Genomic DNA, 340 nt, shown 5'->3' on the forward strand with positions numbered 1-340 from the left:
TGCGCTAAGAGCAATGTTGCCAACGCCAGCGCTTACGGTAGACGTCGCCGTGCCAGCGATACCAGCCGACGCGAACGTCGTGCCGGATCCCGCCGCCGCGCCTGCTGTAGTTGCGATCAACCCGGAAGCGGCACTCGCGGTCACGGCTGAGAGAAAGGCGATGACCACTGTCGTAAACAGCTTGCCCCAGACGCTTTCACCCTGATCATCGACAACCGACGTCTGCAAGTCGTCGCTAACCGTTGATTGCGTGAAGCTGGTACCCAGCTCACTCTTCAGATTCGAAAGCAACTGGGACGTTGCCTCAGCGTCGACTGTACCGTCCGTATTCACTTGCTGG

Annotated in this window: 1 pseudogene; it reads right to left on the minus strand. The window is 59.4% G+C overall.

The window, feature by feature from the left end:
• A pseudogene (locus U5A67_RS40595) lies at nucleotides 1-291 on the minus strand (adhesin); the annotation flags it as partial.
• Between the last annotated feature and the right edge of the window lie 49 nt (nucleotides 292-340).

Source organism: Paraburkholderia sp. J69-1 (assembly GCF_905220255.1).
Taxonomy (GTDB): domain Bacteria; phylum Pseudomonadota; class Gammaproteobacteria; order Burkholderiales; family Burkholderiaceae; genus Paraburkholderia.